13 protein-coding genes are annotated in these 18,358 nt (G+C 58.3%); 7 read left to right on the top strand and 6 right to left on the bottom strand.

Annotated features, from left to right (window positions below):
* Positions 1-16 precede the first annotated feature (16 nt).
* From folD to LKR43_RS04050, 3 genes are read right to left on the bottom strand one after another with little or no spacing between them, the layout of a single operon-like run.
* The gene (folD, locus tag LKR43_RS04040; protein WP_227682578.1) at positions 17-868 is read right to left on the bottom strand and encodes a bifunctional methylenetetrahydrofolate dehydrogenase/methenyltetrahydrofolate cyclohydrolase FolD; all 852 of its coding nucleotides are present in this window, start codon (positions 866-868) and stop codon (positions 17-19) included.
* Positions 865-1,488 carry a response regulator transcription factor gene (locus LKR43_RS04045; RefSeq protein WP_227682579.1) on the bottom strand — a complete coding sequence of 208 codons (624 nt, stop codon included), beginning with the start codon at positions 1,486-1,488 and terminating at the stop codon, positions 865-867. Before LKR43_RS04045 ends, folD begins: the two co-directional genes overlap by 4 nt.
* Positions 1,485-3,242, bottom strand: coding sequence for a PAS domain-containing sensor histidine kinase (locus LKR43_RS04050; protein WP_227682580.1), 1,758 nt, complete (start codon positions 3,240-3,242; stop codon positions 1,485-1,487). The genes LKR43_RS04045 and LKR43_RS04050 overlap by 4 nt, the downstream gene beginning before the upstream one ends.
* A gap of 275 nt (positions 3,243-3,517) precedes the next feature.
* On the opposite strand from LKR43_RS04050, the gene aceE reads away from it, so the two are divergent.
* From aceE to purF, 7 genes are all read left to right on the top strand, one after another.
* Positions 3,518-6,226: a pyruvate dehydrogenase (acetyl-transferring), homodimeric type gene (aceE, locus tag LKR43_RS04055; RefSeq protein ID WP_227682581.1), complete on the top strand. Its 2,709-nt coding sequence runs from the start codon at positions 3,518-3,520 to the stop codon at positions 6,224-6,226.
* Between the two features lie 14 nt (positions 6,227-6,240).
* Positions 6,241-7,947, top strand: a complete 1,707-nt coding sequence (gene aceF / locus LKR43_RS04060) for a dihydrolipoyllysine-residue acetyltransferase (protein WP_227682582.1) — start codon at positions 6,241-6,243, stop codon at positions 7,945-7,947.
* 9 nt (positions 7,948-7,956) lie between these two features.
* A complete protein-coding gene (gene lpdA, locus LKR43_RS04065; protein ID WP_227682583.1) occupies positions 7,957-9,741 on the top strand; it encodes a dihydrolipoyl dehydrogenase in 1,785 nt (594 codons plus the stop codon).
* 112 nt (positions 9,742-9,853) lie between these two features.
* A complete protein-coding gene (gene folC / locus LKR43_RS04070; protein WP_227682584.1) occupies positions 9,854-11,263 on the top strand; it encodes a bifunctional tetrahydrofolate synthase/dihydrofolate synthase in 1,410 nt (469 codons plus the stop codon).
* 84 nt (positions 11,264-11,347) lie between these two features.
* A complete protein-coding gene (locus LKR43_RS04075; protein WP_227682585.1) occupies positions 11,348-12,184 on the top strand; it encodes an SPOR domain-containing protein in 837 nt (278 codons plus the stop codon).
* Entirely contained in the window at positions 12,181-12,669 is a 489-nt protein-coding gene (locus tag LKR43_RS04080) for a CvpA family protein (RefSeq protein WP_227682586.1), read from the top strand. Before LKR43_RS04075 ends, LKR43_RS04080 begins: the two co-directional genes overlap by 4 nt.
* Positions 12,670-12,690: 21 nt before the next feature.
* Complete coding sequence (purF, locus tag LKR43_RS04085; protein WP_227682587.1) at positions 12,691-14,208, top strand: amidophosphoribosyltransferase; 1,518 nt, start codon at positions 12,691-12,693, stop codon at positions 14,206-14,208.
* On the opposite strand, the gene LKR43_RS04090 is transcribed toward purF, so the two are convergent.
* The 3 genes from LKR43_RS04090 to map are packed head-to-tail and all read right to left on the bottom strand — an operon-like array spanning position 14,209 to position 18,156.
* On the bottom strand, positions 14,209-14,697 hold the full coding sequence (locus tag LKR43_RS04090) for a disulfide bond formation protein B (protein ID WP_227682588.1): 489 nt from the start codon (positions 14,695-14,697) through the stop codon (positions 14,209-14,211).
* A gap of 1 nt (position 14,698) precedes the next feature.
* A complete protein-coding gene (locus LKR43_RS04095) occupies positions 14,699-17,326 on the bottom strand; it encodes a [protein-PII] uridylyltransferase (protein WP_227682589.1) in 2,628 nt (875 codons plus the stop codon).
* Between the two features lie 23 nt (positions 17,327-17,349).
* Complete coding sequence (gene map, locus LKR43_RS04100; protein ID WP_227682590.1) at positions 17,350-18,156, bottom strand: type I methionyl aminopeptidase; 807 nt, start codon at positions 18,154-18,156, stop codon at positions 17,350-17,352.
* Positions 18,157-18,358: the final 202 nt, after the last annotated feature.

The following is an 18,358-nucleotide window of genomic DNA, read 5'->3' on the forward strand; positions in this document are numbered from 1 at the left end:
GTGTTGTGTATTGCGTTCAGGCGGCGCTGCGCTCGGCAGCTTCCAGCGTGTTGACCAACAGCATGGCGATGGTCATGGGGCCGACACCGCCCGGAACGGGTGTGATGCGGCCGGCTACCTTGACGGCGGATTCGAAATCGACGTCGCCTACCAGTTTGCCTTGCTCGGTACGATTGATGCCAACATCGATAACGGTGGCGCCGGGCTTGATCATGTCGCCCGTGACCATGCCTGGTTTGCCGGTTGCGACCACGAGAACGTCGGCACGACGCGTTTGCGCTGCAAGATCGCGTGTCTTGGAGTTGCACAGCGTGACCGTGGCTCCGGCGGCCAGCATAAGCATGGCCATGGGTTTACCCACAATATTGCTTGCGCCTACCACCACTGCTTCGGCGCCCCACAGCGACACATTTTCGGATTCCAGCATCTTCATGACGCCGTAAGGCGTGCAGGGGCGGAACAGCGGTTGACCGGTCATGAGCAGACCTGCATTGCTGATGTGAAAGCCGTCTACGTCTTTTTCGGCCGCAATGGTTTCGATGACCCGCGCCGAATTCATGTGGCGTGGCAACGGCAGCTGAACCAGTATGCCGTGAATTTCGTTGTCGGTATTGAGCTCGCGCACGATGTCGAGCAGGGCGTCTTCAGTGATATCACCGTCGAGCCGGATGACTCGCGAATTCAGGCCGGCCTTTTCGCATGCCGCAGCCTTGTTTCGTACATAAACCTGCGAAGCGGGGTCTTCGCCGACCAGGACAACGGCGAGGCCGGGCGTGATGCCACGTGCTTTCAAGGCCTGGACGCGGGTGGATACTTCAGACTTGACGGCTTCGGATAAAGCTTTGCCATCGATGATGCTTGCACTCATGCTGCGGTCTCTTTGGTCAGGGCGATCTTCATCAGGTCGGCCACGGTGGTTACTTCAAGTTTTTCCATGATGTTGGCGCGGTGAGCTTCGACCGTCTTGATGCTGATGTTCAGGTCGCCGGCAATCTGCTTGTTCAGTCGGCCGGCAACGATGCGTTCCAGTACCTGCTGTTCGCGGGCCGTCAGGCGACTGAGCACGGCCTGATGATTCTTCTGGGCCTGGGCTTGATTCACGCGCTCGGTGGCTTGTTCAAGCATGCGGGCGACAATGGTACGCAGGTCAGTTTCGTTAAATGGCTTTTCAAGAAAATCCACGGCACCTTTCTTCATGGTGGACACCGCCATGGGAACGTCGCCGTGTCCGGTGATGAACACGATGGGCAGCGGGGCGCCGCGCTGGTTGAGCTCTTCCTGGAGCTCGAGTCCGCTCATGCCGGGCATGCGCACATCGGCGATGAGCACGCCTACCTGGTCGGGTTCGTAAGCATGCAGGAATTCTTCAGCACCGCTGAAGCTCCGGACGCGGTAACCGTTGGCTTCCAGCAGCCAGCGTAATGAGTCGCGTACCGCTTCGTCGTCATCAACGATAAAAACAGTGCTCGGTGCTTGAGATGTAGTCATGCATTCAACTCCTGGGGATTTTCTGTTGTGCTGTTCGCTTGTGGCTTGGCGCAAGGCAGGGTGAAACGGAAGATAGTACCGCCTTCTGGATTCTCGCTGGCCCATAGACGGCCATGATGCGATTCGATAATAGTACGGCAGATGTTCAGCCCCATGCCCAAACCTTCGGATTTGGTGCTGTAGAAGGGCTCGAACAGGCGTTCAGGGTCGCGCAGGCCGTGACCGCGGTCGATAACCGCGATTTCAACCAGGGCGCCTTGATCTGTAATAACCAGATGCAGGGTGCGGTAGTCGCTGCTTTCCATGGCCTCAACCCCATTTTTAAGCAGGTTCAATAATACCTGCTCTATAAGTATGGGGTCGGCCAGTACATCGGGAATGTGTTCGGGCAGGTCGAGCTGAATGTCGACCTGGCGTTTGCGCGCGTCAATGTCGGCAAAACCTACCGCATTGTCAACGATGCGCATCATCGGCACCGGCTGGCGACGGGGCTCGCTGCGCTTGACGAACTCGCGTATGCGGCTGATGATCTTGCCGGCCCGTTCGGCCTGGTTAGCCGCCTTTTCCAGCGCTTCCAGCAAGCGCTCGGGATTGGCGTTGCCAGACTTGAGCATGGCGACGGCGCCCATGTTGTAGTTGCTGATGGCCGTTAGTGGCTGATTCAATTCGTGCGCCAGCGATGAGGCCATTTCACCCATGGTGGTCAGGCGGCTGGTGAGCTGGATTTTTTCCTGCTGAACGCGGGATGCCTCTTCGTGAGTACGCCTTTCGGTGATGTCGCGTGCCACTTGCAGGCGAACGCGACGACCGTCGGTCCATGCCAGTATGCGGTGATGCACTTCGAACCAGCGCTGGGCGGAATCCGAGAAGGTCTCTACGGTTTCGTCGGTGAATCTTCCCAGGCGGCCACCCAGCAGCTCGGCGTGGCCGTTGGATTGCGCACCGAAAAAGCGCCGGTAGGTGCGGTTGGCAAAGAGCAGTTCCAGACCGTCGCTGGTGTCGGCCACCACCGAGATCGCGTCATCCAGCCCTTCGAGCACCGTCATGAAGCGCTCGTGCGCGGCGGTGAGTGCTTCGCGTATGCGCTTGGGCTCGGTAATGTCGGTCATGGAAGTCATCCAGCCTATCTGCTCGCCGTTCGGGTCGCGCAGCGGCGAGACATACATGCGTGCAGTAAAGCGCGAGCCATCGCGCCGCTGGGCCTCGACTTCCAGGCCGCTGCTGGGAGTGCGTCCGGACAAAAGCAGATCCAGGGTTTCCTGGTGTTGGGCATGCCGGCCCGGCAGCCAATAGGGAAAAGGTGTTGTGCGTCCGATCAGGTCGGCTTCGTTCCAGCCTATCATGCGGCAGAACGCCGGGTTCACGTAGGCAATGCGTCCGTGCATGTCGAAGACCCGCATGCCCGTGGACATGGAGTTTTCCATGGCACGCCGAAATCCCGTTTCCGCAATCAGGGCGGCTTCGGCCCGCGTGCGAAAGCGCGTGTAGCGCCAGAGCGCCAGCAGGCTGAGAACGATGACCAGTGATAGGGCGGCCACCACCATGAGCAGGCGCTGCTGGCGCGTTTCCTGATCTATGGTGACGAACATGACGCTGTCGTTATGCAATTGCTGCAGCCAGACGAATACGCCCATGACACACAGGTACAGGATCAGCACGATGACCGGCGTCAGCCAATAGAAGCCGCGGCGCGGATGATTCGCCTGGTCGTAAAACGTGGTCGGTATCAGGGATTTCTTGGAAGGAGTCGCCATGATTTCAGGTTCGAGCGCTTGCAAAAGGCTTGCGCAGGTCAATTGCTACAGGCATTTTAGACTGTAACGACATCGACATTATTTCACATTATAAAAATTCATACCATAAAATGAAATTTTGCTTGTGCATATTCAAGCTCTTTCCTAGAATTGAACCATTCGGGGATACCGCTGGCCCCGCACGGCTATACGCATTCGGTAGTTATTCAGGTATAACGTGAAGGTTGTTGCCAGCTTTCGTATCCGACTCCGCCATCTCAACCAGGAGACAGCTTATGTCCTCTCTTGATCAAGTAAATAATAAAACGAACGTCGATGACGACGCTCTGGAAACCAAGGAATGGCTCGAAGCGCTCGAGGCCGTCCTTGATCGGGAAGGGCCGGAGCGTGCACATTTCCTGCTCGAGCGATTGATCGATCTGGCACGACGCTCCGGCGCCTACATACCGTTTTCTCCGAATACCTCGTACGTCAATACCATTCCTCCCGGACTCGAGCCCGCACATCCGGGCAATCTGGTGCTGGAAGAGCGCATCCGCTCGTACGTGCGCTGGAATGCCATGGCCATGGTGGTCAAGGCCAATAGCCATAACCCGCCCGATGGTGGCGATCTGGGCGGCCACATTGCGTCATTCGCTTCGCTGGCAACCATGATAGGTTGTGGCCAGAATCATTTCTGGCATGCCGAAACCCCCGATCACGGCGGTGACCTGGTTTATTTCCAGGGCCACTCTTCGCCCGGCATTTATGGCCGTGCCTATCTTGAAGGGCGCCTGACCGACGAGCAGCTTAACAATTTCCGCCAGGAAGTCGATGGCAAAGGCCTGTCTTCCTATCCGCACCCCAAGCTCATGCCGGATTTCTGGCAGTTTCCTACGGTGTCCATGGGCCTTGGCCCACTGATGGCCATTTACCAGGCCCGCTTCCTCAAGTATCTGCATGCGCGCGGCATTGCCGACACCAGCAAGCGCAAGGTCTGGGTGTTCTGCGGCGACGGTGAAATGGACGAACCCGAATCCCTGGGCGCCATCAGCCTGGCCTCGCGCGAGAAGCTCGACAACCTTATCTTTGTCATTAACTGCAACCTGCAGCGGCTGGACGGCCCTGTGCGCGGCAATGGCAAGATCATCCAGGAACTTGAAGGCGACTTCCGCGGCAGCGGCTGGAACGTCATCAAACTGATCTGGGGCGGCTACTGGGATCCGCTTCTTGCCCGCGACAAGGAAGGCATTCTGCGACGCGTCATGGAAGAATCCGTCGACGGCGAGTATCAGGCCTACAAGGCGCACGACGGCAAGTTTGTGCGCGAGCACTTCTTTGGCAAGCACCCCAAGCTGCTGGAAATGGTCAGTCGCATGAGCGACGAAGACGTTTGGCGTCTGAATCGCGGTGGCCACGATCCTTACAAGGTTTATTCCGCCTTCAAGGCAGCCACCGATCACACCGGGCAACCCACGGTTATTCTGGCCAAGACCATCAAGGGCTACGGCATGGGGCACGTAGGCCAGGCCAAGAATCCCACGCACCAGCAGAAGAAACTCGATATGGATTCGGTGCGTGAATTCCGCGACCGCTTCAATATTCCTATTCCCGACGACAAGCTCGAAGAGCTGCCGTATTTCAAGCCGGCTGAAGACTCGCCGGAAATGAAGTATCTGCACGAGCGCCGCAAGGCACTGGGCGGATACTTGCCGAAGCGTCGTGAAAAGGCCGACGAGCACCTTATCGCGCCCAAGCTGGAAGCGTTCAAGCCCGTGCTGGAACCCACTGCCGAGGGCCGTGAGATTTCGACCACCCAGGCTTTCGTACGCATACTGAACCAGATCCTGCGCGACAAGGATCTCACTTCGCGCGTGGTGCCCATATTGGCTGATGAATCCCGTACCTTTGGTATGGAAGGTCTGTTCCGCCAGATCGGCATCTATGCGCCTGAAGGGCAGAAGTACACCCCCGTGGACAAAGACCAGGTGATGTACTACCGCGAAACTGAAAATGGTCAATTGCTGCAGGAAGGGATCAACGAGGCCGGCGCATTCAGCTCATGGATTGCCGCCGCCACATCCTATTCCACCAACAACCGGATCATGATTCCGTTCTTCATTTATTACTCGATGTTCGGTTTCCAGCGCGTTGGCGATCTGGCCTGGGCAGCGGGTGACATGCAGGCACGCGGCTTCCTGCTCGGCGGTACGGCAGGACGCACGACGCTCAACGGCGAAGGCCTGCAGCACGAAGACGGACACAGCCACATCATGTCGGCACTGATCCCCAATTGCGTTTCTTACGATCCAACGTTCGGGCACGAGCTCGCCGTGATCATTCAGGACGGCCTGAAACGCATGGTAGAGAACCAGGAGAATGTGTTCTATTACATTACCGTCATGAACGAGAACTATCCCCAGCCTGGTCTGAAGGCCGGCGACGAAGAGGGCATAGTGCGTGGTATGTACAAGTTCAAGTCGCAAGACGAAAGCAACAAGCTGCGCGTTCAGCTTATGGGCTCGGGCACGATTTTGCGTGAAGTACTGGCAGCACAAGAGCTGCTCTCCAGCGATTGGGGCGTGGGTTCAGATCTCTGGAGCGTAACCAGCTTCACCGAACTGCGCCGTGACGGTATGGATTGCGAGCGCTACAGCATGCTTCATCCTGAAGATACCAAGGCACCGGTTCCGTACGTTACCCAGAAGCTGCAGGACACCACCGGCCCCATCATTGTCTCGACCGACTATGTGAAGGCCTACGGCGACCAGATCCGGCCGTTCATGCCTAAAGACCGGGTCTTCAAAGTGTTGGGAACCGACGGTTTTGGTCGCTCGGACTTCCGCTACAAGCTGCGTGAGCACTTTGAAATTGATCGTCACTTTGTGGTGCTGGCCGCTTTGCGCGGGTTGGCCGATGAGGGCAAGCTGCCTATGGCCAAGGTTGCCGAAGCCATCAAAAAGTATGGCATCAATCCTGAAAAAGCCAACCCGCACCACGCCTGAAGGGGGACACGAACATGAGCAATACCATTGAAGTGAAAGTCCCGGATATCGGTGATTCGGGAGAGGTGGACGTTATCGAGGTGCTGGTATCCGAGGGTGACACGATAGCAGCAGAGCAAAGCCTGATTACGGTGGAGTCCGACAAGGCCTCCATGGAAATTCCGTCTTCGCAAGCCGGCGTGGTCAAGTCGCTGTCCGTCAAGGTGGGCGACAAGGTCCAGGAAGGTTCAGTCATTTTGCTGATTGAAGTTCAGGAAGGAGCCGCGGCCAGCGCGAAAGAAGACAAGCCAGCCAAGGCGCAAAGTCAGCAGTCCGAACCTGCCGGCCAGCCCCAAACCAAGGCGAAGGCGGAGCCTGCAGCCGCCCCGGCATCGCAAGATGGCGAGCGGGCCACCATTGTCGTGCCCGATATCGGTGACGCCACCGACGTCGAGGTGATAGAAATCATGGTAGCGGTGGGTGACACGATCGCCGTCGAACAAAGCCTGATTACCGTCGAATCCGACAAGGCCTCCATGGAGGTTCCTGCTTCGCGTGCAGGAGTGGTCACGGCCGTCAAGGTCAAGCTGGGTGACAAGGTTAACGAAGGCTCGGAAATCGTTGAGATTCAGGCTGCCGATGAGCAGGCACCGGCTGCGCAATCACAACCGTCTGCTGCAGCTGAAACGCCTGCAGCGCCTGCAAAGGCCGAAGCGCCTGAACAAGCAGCAGCCGCAGCGCCGGCCGCAGGCAGCATGGCGTCGGTTCCACCCGAGCGCCATTCGCCGACGGCCGCCTATGCGCAGGCCGATGTTCCATCGCGCAACCTGCCGCATGCCTCTCCATCGGTGCGCAAGTTTGCGCGGGAGCTGGGCGTGAACCTGGCCACGGTCAAGGGTTCGGGTGCAAAGAACCGCATTACCAAGGAAGACGTACAGCAGTTTGTCAAAGGTGCCTTGTCCGTGGGAGCCGGCGCCTCGGTTGCTCCGGTTGGGGGTACGGAAGGCGGCCTGAGCGTGTTGGGCTGGCCCAAGGTTGACTTCGCCAAGTATGGCTCTATCGAGACCAAACCGCTGTCGCGCATCAAGAAGATTTCCGGTGCAAACCTGCATCGCAACTGGGTCATGATTCCCCACGTCACCAATAACGACGTGGCTGACATCACCGAGCTGGAAGAATTGCGTCAGACGCTTAACAAGGAAAACCAGAAATCGGGCGTCAAGGTCACGATGCTGGCCTTCCTGATCAAGGCGGTTGTGGCTGCGCTCAGGAAGTTCCCTGAGTTCAATGCCTCGCTGGATGGCGACAATCTGATCCTGAAGCAGTACTACCATATCGGTTTTGCTGCAGATACACCCAATGGGCTGGTGGTGCCGGTGATCCGCGACGCCGACCAGAAGGGCATATTCGAATTGGCTACCGAGACCTCGGAACTGGCCAAGCTCGGACGCGAAGGCAAGCTCTCGCCCAGCCAGATGCAGGGCGGTTGCTTCTCTATATCGTCTCTGGGCGGTATAGGTGGCACATCGTTCACGCCCATCATCAATGCGCCTGAAGTCGCTATTCTGGGTGTGTCGCGCTCGGCCCATGCTCCGGTCTGGAATGGCAAGGAATTCGAGCCCCGCCTCATGTTGCCTTTGTCATTGTCATACGACCATCGCGTCATTGATGGTGCTGCCGCGGCGCGTTTCAATGCCTATCTGGGCAGCCTGCTGGCCGATTTCCGCCGCATTGCCCTATAAGGAGGCCACATGAGCACAACGGAATTGAATGTGCCCGACATCGGTGACGTCAACGAGGTGGATGTCATCGAGGTGCTGGTTGCCGTGGGCGACAGCATCAAGGCTGAACAAAGCCTGATCACGGTGGAATCCGACAAGGCGTCTATGGAGATCCCGGCCGCTAAGGCGGGGGTGGTGAAGGCTGTGCTGGTCAAGGTCGGTGACAAGGTCAGCGAAGGCTCGCCTATTGTCCAGATCGAAGAAGTTGCTGCGGCGTCCGGTACTCCCGCATCCGACAGCACTGGCACCAAGCCCGCAACTGCCTCGGCGCCACCTGAGGCGCCGGCCAGCAACACAGCACCGGCCAGCACTGCAGCGGCAGCAAGTTTTTCCGGTTCGGCCGAGCATAGCTGCGACGTCCTGGTGCTGGGTGCAGGCCCCGGTGGTTATTCTGCAGCGTTCAGGGCCGCCGATCTGGGGCTTTCGGTTGTGCTGGTCGAGCGCTATGCCACCTTAGGCGGAGTTTGTCTGAATGTAGGCTGCATTCCGTCCAAGGCCTTGCTGCATATGGCATCGGTGCTCGAGGAAGCGCAGTCACTGTCCGCTCATGGAATTTCCTTTGGCGAACCCAAGATCGATCTTGACGCACTGCGTGGCTACAAAGACGGTGTCGTTGCCAAGCTGACCGGTGGTCTGGCCGGCATGGCCAAGGCCCGCAAGGTCACCGTACTGACAGGCGTCGGCGAGTTCGCCGATCCGCATCATCTGACCGTAACCGGTCAAGACGGCACGACCCGGACCGTCAAGTTTGGTTCGGCCATTATTGCTGCGGGCAGCCAGTCGGTAAAGCTGCCATTTCTTCCCGAAGACCCTCGTGTCGTCGACTCTACCGGCGCCTTGCTGCTGTCCGGCATTCCCAAGAAAATGCTGATCGTAGGCGGCGGCATCATCGGGCTTGAAATGGGCACGGTATATTCCGCGCTGGGCGCGCGCTTGGATGTCGTGGAAATGCAAAGCGGCCTGATGCAGGGCGCCGACCGTGACATGGTCAAGGTCTGGCAAAAGAAAAATGCTGATCGTTTTGACAACATCATGCTCGATACCAAAACGGTGGGTGCCGAGGCCCGCGACGATGGTATCTGGGTTACATTCGAAGGCAAGAATGCACCCAAGGAAGCGCAGCGTTACGATCTGGTGCTGCAGGCAGTGGGGCGTACGCCCAATGGCAAGAAGCTGGGTGCCGACAAAGCCGGTGTGGCGGTTACCGATCGTGGCTTCATACAGGTTGATGCCCAGATGCGCAGCAATGTGCCACACATCTATGCCATCGGTGATATTGTCGGCCAGCCCATGCTGGCTCACAAGGCGGTGCATGAAGGCCATGTTGCTGCTGAAGTCATCGCTGGCGAGAAAAGCTTCTTCGATGCCCGCGTGATTCCTTCGGTTGCCTATACCGATCCGGAAGTGGCATGGGTAGGCCTGACTGAAGACGAAGCCAGGAAGGAAGGCATTGCCGTCACCAAAGGCGTCTTCCCCTGGGCCGCGTCGGGTCGTGCGATTGCCAACGGGCGCGAAGAGGGCTTTACCAAGCTGCTTTTCGACGCCGAGACGCATAGGGTCGTGGGTGGCGGCATTGTCGGTACCCATGCTGGTGATCTCATAGGTGAAGTGGCACTGGCTATAGAAATGGGCGCCGATGCAGTCGACATCGGTAAAACCATACACCCGCACCCGACGCTGGGCGAGTCCATCGGCATGGCCGCCGAGGTTGCCGAGGGCAGTTGTACCGATTTGCCGCCCGTGCGGCGCAAATAGCCCGGGTGCCCGGGCAGTGGCGCGGGCCATCCTGAAGGCTGGTCCGCGCAACGATTTGAAAGGCAGGTGCTAACATTGGCATCTGCCCTTGGTTTTTCTATAAGCAACACACATGTCCATGTCCATTCCTGGCCAGACCGCAGGCTTGCAAGCCTGGCTGAGCTATCTTGAGTCGCTTCACAGTACTGCCATCGATCTCGGTCTTGAACGCATACGCGCAGTTGCCGATAAACTGAATCTAGCGCTGCCTTATGTCAAGATTACAGTGGGCGGCACCAATGGCAAAGGCTCAACCTGCGCCATGCTTGAAGCCATTCTGCTGGCCTCGGGATATAAGACGGGTACCTATACCTCGCCGCATCTGGTCGACTTCAACGAACGCATACGCATCAATGGCGACTTCGCCAGCGACGAGCAGATTATCGAGCAGTTTGTCCGGATAGAGCAGGCGCGTGGCAGTACGACATTAAGCTATTTCGAGTACACAACATTGGCTGCCCTGATGTTGTTCGAGCAGCAAAAAATGGATGTTGCCATTCTTGAGGTCGGACTTGGCGGACGCCTCGATGCCGTGAATATGGTCGACACAGACTGCGCCATTATTACCAGCGTCGATCTTGATCATACCGATTACCTCGGAGACACCCGGGAAAAAATCGGCTTCGAGAAGGCCCATATATTCCGTCCCGGTCGCCCGGCCATCTGTGCCGACCCGGTTCCACCGCAAAGCATTATTGATTACGCGGAACAGATACAGGCTGATCTGTGGTTGTTCGGCAAGGATTTCAACTATTCCGGAGATCGGCAGCAGTGGGCATACGGTGGCCGCGGCCAGCGACGCAGCGGTATGGCGTATCCCGGCCTGCGCGGTGCCAATCAGTTGCTGAACGCGTCGGCGGCGCTGGCGGCTCTCGAGGCCTTGCGCCCCAAGCTGGTGGTTCCTCAGCAGGCGGTTCGCATCGGTCTGTCTCAGGTTCAGTTGCCTGGTCGCCTGCAGATACTGCCCGGAACACCCACCATTATTCTGGATGTGGCGCATAACCCGCACGCCGCTGCAGCGTTGGGGCAGAATCTCGATGCCATGGGATATTTCCCTCATACGCACGCCGTACTGGGCATGCTCAACGACAAAGACATTGCAAATGTTGTAAGCAAACTGGCTCATCGTGTCGATCGCTGGTATTGCGCCAGTCTGCCTGGTGCCAGGGGATTATCGGGCGAAGAACTGGCTGGTATTGTTCGCAAAGTAGTAGCCGGTACTGCCGCCGTCCCCTCTATGGTGGACAACAGCATTGAGGCCCGGCGCACCCAGACCGACGAAAGGGAAACGAGTGACCGTCCCGGGGTCAGGGCACAGCCCGTGGCGCCGGTGAAAGCCGCAACAGTAACCGTTTCCAGTTTCGAAAATCCGGAACAAGCCTTTACAGAAGCGCGGAAGCAAGCCAGCGACAATGATAGAATTCTCGTGTTCGGTTCTTTTGCAACAGTTGGCCCGGTTCTTCAGGCGTTGGGAAGGGCCTGAACCGGTGTCCTGCCCGGAATTGGCAGGTGCATCAGGTTCGGGTGGGTCAGGTAGCCGCAGGTTTTTACAATAGGTTTTTGCTCCATGGGATTGTTCTCACGTAAAGAGGCCGCTTCTGATTCCGGTCGCCGGCCCACATCGCGCGCATCATTGTCCAGTGAAGCTCAGGCCAACGAATTGCGTGGTCGTGCACGACGCAGGCTGATTGGGGCGTTGGCGCTGGTGCTGGCGGCCGTTATCGTCGTACCCATGCTTTTCGATTCTTCCGTACCCGAGGAAGAGGTCCGCACACCCGTTGTGGTACCCGCCATAGTTCCGCCGGCCACCGATAATAATGTGGCGCTTGCTCCCACGGCTCCCGATGTATCCGGCACCAATACGCCAGCCAATGCCGGCACTGTAGTCCAGGATCCGGGCAGTGGCACTGTTCAGCAACCCGAGCCGGCGCAGCCTGAACCAGCTCCGGAAGAACCTAAACCTGAGCCGGCACCTGCCGAGTCTGAACCGGCCACACCCGAGCCGGCCAAGCCCGAACCGTCCAGGCCTGAGCCTGAACCGGCCAAGCCTGCTCCGGCGCCAGCCCCCAAGCCAAGCAAACCCCAAACCGAACGTACCGACGACGGCTCGGTCGCCATTGCCTTGCTGGAAGGGCGCAGCCCCGCGGCCAGCAAACCTGCACCTTCTGCAGGAAACTACATACTGCAGATCGCGGCCTACACCAACCAGGACGATGCAAATGTCCGGCGCGATCGGCTCATTTCTGCGGGCGTGACCAACACTTATGTTGAGAAAGCCACCTCCGGCGGCAAGCCAACTTATCGCCTGCGGGTGGGGCCTTTCCCCTCGCAGGAAGCCGCGCAGGCGGCACAGGCCCGGTTGCGGGCGCTGGGATATGACAACGGCTTTATTTCCACCAAGTGACCAGCTTCGACTACCTGGTGTTGGCCATCCTGGGCGCGTCGGCCGTCCTGGGGTTGCTGCGCGGCCTGGTCAAGGAAGTCTTGTCGTTGCTGGCCTGTGTGGTGGCGTTTCTGTCAGCCATCTGGTGGGGCCCCGAAGTATCGATCTGGCTCACTAATCTGATTGAAAACAACTTGTTGCGAACGGCGGTTGCCTATGGCGTGGTATTCATCGTCATGATGCTGCTGGTAGGGTTGGTCAACATCACGCTGACCACGCTTATTAACAAAACCGGCCTGGGTCAGGCCGATCATGGGCTGGGCGGTTTATTCGGTTTGTTGCGGGGTGCGCTGATCGTATTGGTATTGGTGGCGTTGGCCGGTTATACCGAGCTGCCAGCCGAGCCCTGGTGGCGCGACGCCAAATTTTCAGGCCTGGTTGTCCAGGGCCTGCAACAGATCAAGCTGATGCTGCCTCCGTCCTTGTCGTCATGGTTACCTTATTGATATCCTTTTCAGGAAAGTAAAATGTGTGGAATTGTTGGGGTTGCCGCCAAAACCCCTGTAAATCAGCTGATTTACGATAGTCTGCTTTTGTTGCAGCACCGTGGCCAGGACGCAGCGGGCATAGCCACCGCACAAGAGCAGTTCTTTAATATGTTCAAGGCCCATGGCCTGGTGCGCGATGTTTTCCGCACACGCAACATGCGCGCATTACCTGGTTGCAGCGGCCTGGGCCAGGTACGTTACCCCACGGCAGGATCCAGCGAGAGCGTAGACGAGGCCCAGCCTTTTTATGTCAATGCGCCTTTCGGCATTACATTTGTGCACAACGGCAACCTGACCAACTGGCGTGAATTGCGCGAAGAGTTGTTCCGCATAGACCGGCGCCATATCAATACCAATTCCGACTCCGAAGTCCTGCTCAATGTGTTCGCTCACGAGCTGCACCTGGCCGCCAGCGGCGGCGCACTCGATGAAGACGCTATTTTCAAGGCGGTGGCATCGGTGCACAGACGCGCTAAAGGTGCTTATGCCGTGATTGCACAGATTGCCAATTACGGCATGGTCGCATTTCGCGACCCTCATGGAATCAGGCCGCTATGCATGGGCTCGAACGAGACCGGGCAGGGCGCTGAATGGATGTTCGCCTCCGAGTCCGTGGCCCTGACCGGTTGCGGCTTTACCCTGCAGCGTGACGTTGCACCCGGCGAGGCCGTATTCATCGATCTGGACGGCAAGGTCAGCAGCCGCCAGTGTGCGACGGATCCGGTACATACCCCCTGCGTATTTGAATACGTATATTTTGCAAGGCCGGACTCCCTGATGGACGGTGTTTCCATCTACGATGCCAGGCTGAATATGGGCGAGTATCTGGGCGATAACGTGGCCAAGTCCTTGCGTCTGGGCGATATCGACGTGGTCATGCCCATACCCGATTCTTCACGTCCGTCTGCCATGCAGCTGGCAGCGCGACTTGATCTGAGCTACCGCGAAGGCTTCATCAAGAATCGCTATATTGGTCGTACGTTCATTATGCCGGGCCAGGCAGTACGCAAGAAGTCAGTGCGCCAGAAACTCAGTGCAATCGATATGGAATTTCGGGGCAAGAATGTGCTGCTGGTCGATGATTCCATCGTGCGCGGCACCACTAGCCGTGAAATTGTCGATATGGCCAGGGCGGCCGGTGCGAACAAGGTGTACTTCGCCTCAGCGGCGCCGGCGGTGCGCTTCCCCAATGTGTATGGCATAGACATGCCCACACAGGCCGAGCTGATTGCCACCGGGCGAGATACCGAGGAAATTGCACGGGAAATTGGCGCCGATGGTCTGGTCTACCAGGACCTGCATGATCTGGAGCAATCCATACGCGACCTGAATCCGGCCATGACACAGTTCGAGTCGTCGTGCTTCAACGGACGCTACATTACCGGCGATATCGACCAGGCCTATCTCGAACGGCTCAGTGCCAGCCGTGGCCAAAGGCCTCAAGCCGGTGAAATGGCCACCAGCAACGATATGTCGGCCAATAACGATTACGAATGATCAGACCGGGGCGTGGTCAGGGCGCATGAGCAGGGCGGCTACGCCCAGTGCTGTGATGACCAGGAACAGGCCCAGGCTCCATAAGGCGTATTCAATTCCCAGCAGATCAACGCGGGCATCCATGCACGAGGCAAAGATGCCGAACAGCCAAGGGACGTTGGCATCCAGACCGCTATTGACCATGAAGCGGTCGGCGAACGTCATGTCGCAGGAAAACATCTTCGCTGCCACCGTGTACTGATACCAGGCGGCCAGGACGCCAGATATGCCCAGCAGAGTGACCAGCATCCCGGCCAGGCGTCGCAGGCCCGCGGCAATTCGGCCCGCCAGCAGGCCGAGCCAGCAGGTCAGGGCGATCACCACCAGCACCAGTCTTTGCAAGACACACCAGGCGCAGGGTTGCATGTCGAACACGTGCTGGGAAACCAGGGCGAATGTCAGGGCAGCAACGCAAAGCAGGGCGATCAGGTGCAGGATTCTGGATGGCATGTCAGTCGGTGTATTCAGTAGCTGGAGTGAGTGCAGGTACAGCGCTTCTGGGCTGGGAAGCATCCAGGGCGGCAAGCAGTTTACGTTCGAATTGCAATTGGACACGCGGATGGGCCAATGATTCACTTTCGATAATGAAAATGTCTTCGACCCGGTCGCCCAGGGTCAGGATCTTGGCCATCTTGAGGGTGATCTCGTGCTGGGCGAAAACCTGGGACAAGTTGTACAGCAAACCGGGCCGGTCGGCGGCCGTAACTGACAAACGCCAGGACGCACTGCGTTCGTCGGGTTGCAGCTCAACGTTGGGAATCATGGGAAATACGCGGGCACGACGTGAACCAGGACGCCAGCTGGCATGACGGGTTGGACGCTCGCCTTCTTCGGAGGGTTGCTGCAGCTGCCCGGAAAGCTCGTGCTCGATCAACGTTGCGTTGGAGCGGTAATCCTTGTCGTGGGCCGGGAGCAAGACGACGAAGCTGTCCAGTGCCCAGCCATGCTTTGTCGTGTGTATGCGGGCGTCCTGCACGCTCAGGGAGCGGTGGTCGAAGTAAGCGCAAAGTGACACGAACAGGTCTTTGCGATCCTGGGTGTAGACCATGACCTGCAGGGCTTCATTCTGGCCCAGCACTCTTACCTTGACCACGGGTTCGGGAGAGTTCACACGGTAGTACAGATGGCGGGTGTGCCAGGCTATTTCACTGGCTTCATGCCGCAGGAAATAGGCTACGTCCAGTTCGTCCCAGAATGCATCGCGACTTTCGTCACGCAAGCCCATCAGGCGTATGTCGGTTGCGGCGGCCGCCTTGCGCTGGGCAAGCACCGTGCCGGTATCGGGCTTTGCTCCGCCGAGGGCGGCAATGGTCTGCTGATACAGATCTTCCAGCAGCTTGCCTTTCCAGGAATTCCAGACTTTGGGACTGGTGCCGCGTATGTCGGCGACCGTGAGCAAATACAGTGCCGTGAGCTGACGCTCATTGCGCACGCAGCGCGCAAACTCGTGAACCACATCAGGGTCGCTCAGGTCTCTTTTTTGCGCGACGGTAGACATCAGCAGGTGCTGTCTGACCAGGAAGATGACCAGCTCCCGGTCTTCGCCGTCTATGCCGTGGTCGTTGCAGAAACGGCGTACGTCTATGGCACCCAGTTCGGAGTGATCGCCGCCACGCCCCTTGGCAATGTCATGAAACAGCGCAGCCACGTAGAGCAGCCAATGCCGGTCAAAATTGGCAATCAGATGGCTGGCCAGCGGGTACTCCTGGGCATGTTCGGGCATGGTAAAGCGGCGCAGGTTGCGTACGACCATCAGAATATGCTGATCCACCGTATAGGCATGAAACAGATCATGCTGCATCTGGCCGACGATGCGCCGGAATACCGGCAGATAACGAGGCAGGATGTTCATCATCGTCATGCGCCGCAAGGCGTGCACGATACCGCGTGGCTGTTGCAGTATCTGTATGAACTGATGCCGGTTTACTGGATTGCGCCGGAATTGCGCATCGATGCGACGGCGGGCATGCCACATGGCGCGCAGCGCCTGTGCCGACATGCCGACGATTTCCTGGCGTTCCTGCATGACCAGAAAGACGCGGAACAGCAAGGCCGGATTGCGCTCGAAGCCATCATCACGACGCAGGCTCAGGCGGTTCCGGACAATGCAGAAGTGATCGTCTATGTTTCGTATCTGAACGTCCGGCATGGGAAACAGCAGCTCTTCTATGCTTTGCATAAGCATCGCATTGAGCTGGCTTACCACGCGAGCTGCCCAGTAGTAGCGCTGCATCAGGATTTCGCTGGGACGGCGGGTTTTGCTGGCCTCAAATCCGTAAATGGCTGCAAGTTTGGGCTGCAGGTCAAAAAGAACGCGATCTTCACGCCGGCCGGCCAGCAGATGCAGTTCGATGCGCAGCCGCTTGAACGCCTGGTCAGCACGGCGCAGCGCCCGAAACTCGGCCACCGTCAGAAGGTCTGATTTGGCAATTTCACGCCAGGTACGGCCCTGGCCGGCTGCCTGGGCCAGCCACTGAACCACCTGTAGGTCGCGCAACCCTCCGGGCGCTTCCTTGCAATTGGGTTCCAGGGCATAGGGGGTATCCTGGTGGCGGGCATGGCGCTGCTGCATCTCCGAGCGCTTGGCCTGAAAAAAAGTTTGTGCGTCGAGCTGTTCCTGCATTCTATGGCGCAGCTGTGCCACAAGGTTCTTGCTACCCAGCAGCCAGCGTGCTTCCATCAGCGAGGTTTCCACGGTGATGTCGTTGGCGGCTTCCTGCCTGCACTCGGAAATGGTGCGCACGCTGTGGCCCGGTTCGACACCCAGATCCCACATGGCCGCCACGAAAGCCTCTATCATGCGTGTGCTCTCGCTGCTGGGCTGTTCGCTGAGCAGGATCAGCACATCGACATCAGAATAAGGATACAGCTCCCCGCGCCCATAGCCGCCGACGGCAACCAGGGCCGCACCGGCGGGTAAGGGGTAGATTCGTACCAGATCCCGTAAGGTCTGGTCGGTGGCGCGCCGCAGTGCCGTCAACAGGGCATCGGGGCGCAGATGCTGGCGAAATGCGGCGATGGCTTCTGCCTTGCGGGCGGCCAGCTGGTCGCGCAGGTCGGCTACTGCCTGCCCATGCATGGTTGAGTCGCCTTTATACAGGATCAGACTGCCCGGATCAGGGCAGGAGGCTCGCGCATGCCTTCGGAAACAGTCAGAACCTCGTAACCCGTGTCGGTTACCAGAATGCTGTGCTCCCATTGGGCGGACAGGCTGTGGTCGCGGGTTACGACCGTCCAGCCATCGGCCAGGGTGCGGATTTCCTTGCGGCCGGCATTGAGCATGGGTTCGATGGTGAAGATCATGCCTGCTTCGAGCTTCTGGCCTGCACCGGGCTTGCCATAATGCAGGACCTGGGGATCCTGGTGAAACTTGCGCCCTACACCGTGGCCGCAGTACTCGCGCACCACCGAAAATCCGTTTTTCTCGGCATGCTGCTGTATGGCGTGGCCGATGTCTCCGAGGGTTGCCCCGGGGCGGACTTGCTCTATGCCCAGCCACATGCTTTCGTAGGTGGTTTCGGTAAGGCGCCGCGCCAGGATGGAAGGCTCGCCTATGTAGTACATGCGGCTGGTGTCGCCGAACCAGCCGTCCTTGATGACCGTGACGTCGATATTCATGATGTCACCGTTCTTCAGAACTTTGTCGCCAGGTATGCCATGGCAGATGACATGGTTCACCGATGTGCAGATGGAGGCGGGGAAGGGCGTGTAGCCAGGAGGCGCGTAACCCACCGTGGCGGACTTGACGTTCAGCTCGTTGGTGATGAAATCCATGCACAGTCTGTCGAGTTCGCCCGTGGTGATTCCGGCGCGTACATGCGGCTCCAGGTAGTCCAGCGTGGCGGCGGCGGCCTGGCAGGCGGCGCGCATTTTATTCAGATCTGTAGGGTCGGTAACGAGACTGCTCATGGATGGCTTGAATTGATTGGTGAAAAAATAGTAGAATTATAGGCTTTCTTGGAATTTCAAGAAGAGCATTGCCCCGGGAAACACTAGTGGTTTCACTAGCGGTTTACCGGGAACCCAAAATCGCGTGTTGGGCGACAAAAGGGTGTTCGGTAATTAAAGTATATCGGATACACGCCTGGCACAAGACCAAACCCTTGGAGAA

Source organism: Pusillimonas sp. MFBS29 (genome assembly GCF_020687695.1).
Taxonomy (GTDB): Bacteria; Pseudomonadota; Gammaproteobacteria; order Burkholderiales; family Burkholderiaceae_B; genus Pusillimonas_C.